Here is a 3,349-nt window from a genome sequence, read left to right on the forward strand (position 1 = left end):
GACAATGCTCGATGCTTATCACTGGCTAAACAGCCAAAGCCTTTCTATCGCCGCGGCGCTGTTCGCGTTACTGATACTGGTAAACATTATTACCCTTTGGCAGGTCAGAGCCTACCGCCGCCGGGTAAGGGTCTTTGAAAGCCTATTCAAGGACTACTGTGGGCCAGGAATAGAGGATGTTCTAGAGGAAATCAGGCGGCTTGAGCACGAAAACCGGCGCCAAATTCATCGCTTGGAGGAAAGGGTGGAAAGTATCGAAGGGCGTCTCCCCGCGATGCTGAGTACCCTGCGGGTGATACGGTATAAGGCATTCCCCGAGGTCGGGGGAGACCTGTCCTTTTCCCTAGCGCTCTTGTCAGAGCGCGGAGACGGAGCTGTAATTACGGGATTGCATGGACGCGAGTATTCAATGGTATGGGCTAAACCCGTCCAAGCCTTCTCGTCCTCTTACCAATTGAGTGAAGAAGAACAGGCCGTACTGAGGATGGCTCAGAACAGGGGATGACGCGATGCCTCGCCGAAGAAGATCCGTACGCGACCGCAGCATCACTGTAATACTGCTATCAGGAAGCATCTCTCCGATTCGCCGCCTCTCGCTATCACCTAAGGGCGCTTGGGCCTTGGCAATACTATCGATGGCGGTGATAATTTCCCTGTTCTGGATGGGGATAACCCTGGTAACGTTTAGGAACGACATGCGAAATATACAATCCATAAAGGAGGATAACCAGGCCAAGACAGAGCAACTGATGACGCTACAGGAACAACTCCGTTCACTAGAGAAAGAAAAAGAGAACATCGAGAGGGAGCAGTCGGAGATAAAACGCCTGATGGGAATTCGAACAGCCCGCCCGTCTTCAAGCGCAACCCCTTCTCGGTCCGGAATAATGCTAGATCGCAAGTCAGATCCCGGTAATTTGGCTTCAGTTATGGGGCGGGAAATAGAACGGATGCTGTCCTCGTTTAATACTACTAAAACCGAGCTAACAGAACTCCGAGACCAGGTCCTGGCCAACCGGGAATACTACCTGGCTCGTCCCAACTCCTGGCCGGTTATTGGCCAAATTACATCTACCTACGGAATCAGGAAATCACCATTCAGCAGACGCACTGAACAGCACAGCGGTTTAGACATCGCAGCCAATAGCGGCACACCTGTCCGGGCCGCAGCGTCCGGCACGGTAGTCTGCGCCGGCTTTGACCGGGTTTACGGACGACTCATAAAAGTGGATCACGGCAACGGCTATGTAACCTGGTATGGGCACAACCAAGTAATACTGGTCCAGGTGGGAGAGAAAGTGGAGAAGGGGCAGGTGATTGCCCGGGTCGGGTGCTCGGGAAGAAGTAGCGGACCTCACCTCCATTTCGCTATCCAGGGCAAAAACGGTTTTGTAGACCCCGAGTCCTATCTCGCAAAAACGGAGAGATGAATCATGGTGTTAAAGAGAAAAAAGCAGCGCGAATTCGGTGACATTGACACGATTATTTCTCATCGCCTAACGATAGAAGGCAATCTCCACGGCGAAGGGTCTATCCGCGCGGACGGAATCATCGAAGGCGATGTAGATCTGAGGGGCGACCTCATAATCGGGGATAAGGGCACCATCAAAGGAAATATTCAAGCCGATAACGTACTGATTGCCGGAAGGGTGGAGGGTTCTATCAACGCCAGGGGGCGGGCGGAAATATTGGCCTCGGGCGAAGTACAAGGAGACATCACTTGCCAGGCTCTGGTTATTGAGGAAGGAGGTTGCTTCACAGGGACCTCCCGGATGCTGCGAGGGACCAACAAGGAGAAAACAGGAACGAAGACTGACTCCTGAGCCCGCTCTTAATTCGAAAGCAGGCCATTCAAAGGAGGCACGTAACAGCTACCTTGTTGGTAACTAACCTTAATAAAACTTAACAAACATAATACAACAAAGTAAAACTTAGAGAAGCAATGAAAAGAAGGTTCGGTAAGGTATTTGTGAACTGATAATGGAAGTGATGTGGGATGCAGAAAAGAAAAAAGCAACTTAACAATCTCAAAAACGGCATGAAATACACCGTCTGCGGCGAGTTCTTCCCAGAAGTTTACCCAGCTTTCCGCGCCGAAAGATGGAGCCGAGGAGAAGAAACTCCACTTGACACCGAGATGCGGCTTTTTGGAGCCTGCATGCGGTGGGCCTTCAATCGCGTGCAGGAAGGGCATACGCGGGAAGAACTCAAAAAGCAGGGACAAAAAATGTTCGGTCTGAACTCCCGTTTTACCGACGATGCTATACTCAAAGCAAAAGAAATCATCATTTCACAAAAAGGGTTTTTAAGCCTGGAAATAAAAGAAACACAGACAAAACTGACCCGTGCCAAGAAAAAGCTCGATTGGGCGGAAAAAGACTTGAAGAAAGTTATCAAAATGAATGACCCAATTAGAATTAAAAAAGCCAAACTTGTCATGCACGGCCGTAGAGCCAGGGTAAAAAAACTGTCCGATAAACTGGAGAAACTAAAAAGCTATCAGGATAGCAACACCATACCTAAAGTAGTATTCGGCGGTCGCTCCTTGTGGAAACAGGTCTGTAAAGGTAGAGCCACAAGAGAACAGTGGCAGAACGCCCGGCAGAACCGTCTCTATGCCAGAGGAGACAAGACCAAAGGCGGCAACCCCAACATTAAACTGAGCTGGCGAAACGGAGAATTTTACCTTGCTGTAAACATATCTCATTTATCCGAGCAGAAAGAAGTGGACAAAGCAGGCAGACCGCTGATGACCAGGGCACCCAGGGTAACGGGCAAGCTCTGGCTGCCTGAGAAGCACCGGCAAAAAGTGATGGAGTTGCTCTTATCAGGCGCGCCTTACACTGTAGAGCTGATAAAATGTAAAGACAGCCGGTATAGGGTGCACATAACCTTTGCCGTTACAGCCCCCGTTTTAGTGACCAACCCCGACCGGGGTTACCTGGGTGTAGACACCAACCCAGACGGAGCAGCGCTGGCCAACGTCGGTTACACCGGACAGCCCGAGCCCTGGCCCAAAGGTTTCGAGGTACCGTACCCGAAGGCCCTGCACAAATTTGACGGAGAGTTTCAGGTAACGGTACACCCGAACGGGTTTCTCTACATCAAGGTGACCGAGCTGGCTTACACTCGTGGTTTCCGGCGCACGTACTTGATTGGTGTGCTTGCCAAAGTAGTGGTGGACATAGCTAAAACTTTAGGCAAACCCATCGCTTTAGAGAGCCTGGACTTCGGCAAAGACCGTTTTGACACCGACCGGAAATTCAACCGCATGGCGGTCAATTTTCCGTTCAAGAAGATGGTCGAGACTGTCATCCGTAAAGCCTTCAAAGAAGGTGTAGGTGTTAAG

Annotated in this window: 4 protein-coding genes; all 4 read left to right on the forward strand. The window is 50.6% G+C overall.

Features of this window, described 5'->3' with window-relative positions; translation table 11 throughout:
* The coding region (locus tag HPY90_RS15530; RefSeq protein WP_287195832.1) for a DUF4446 family protein at nucleotides 1-505 on the forward strand (505 nt) is incomplete at its 5' end.
* 4 nt (nucleotides 506-509) lie between these two features.
* On the forward strand, nucleotides 510-1,430 hold the full coding sequence (locus HPY90_RS15535) for a M23 family metallopeptidase (RefSeq protein ID WP_287195834.1): 921 nt from the start codon (nucleotides 510-512) through the stop codon (nucleotides 1,428-1,430).
* A 3-nt stretch (nucleotides 1,431-1,433) separates the two neighbouring features.
* Nucleotides 1,434-1,823 carry a bactofilin family protein gene (locus HPY90_RS15540; RefSeq protein WP_287195836.1) on the forward strand — a complete coding sequence of 130 codons (390 nt, stop codon included), beginning with the start codon at nucleotides 1,434-1,436 and terminating at the stop codon, nucleotides 1,821-1,823.
* A gap of 173 nt (nucleotides 1,824-1,996) precedes the next feature.
* The coding region (locus HPY90_RS15545) for an SSO2105 N-terminal domain-containing protein (protein WP_287195838.1) at nucleotides 1,997-3,349 on the forward strand (1,353 nt) is incomplete at its 3' end.

This window comes from Syntrophothermus sp., from assembly GCF_013314835.1.
In the GTDB taxonomy this organism is placed as follows: Bacteria; Bacillota; Syntrophomonadia; order Syntrophomonadales; family Syntrophothermaceae; genus Syntrophothermus; species Syntrophothermus lipocalidus.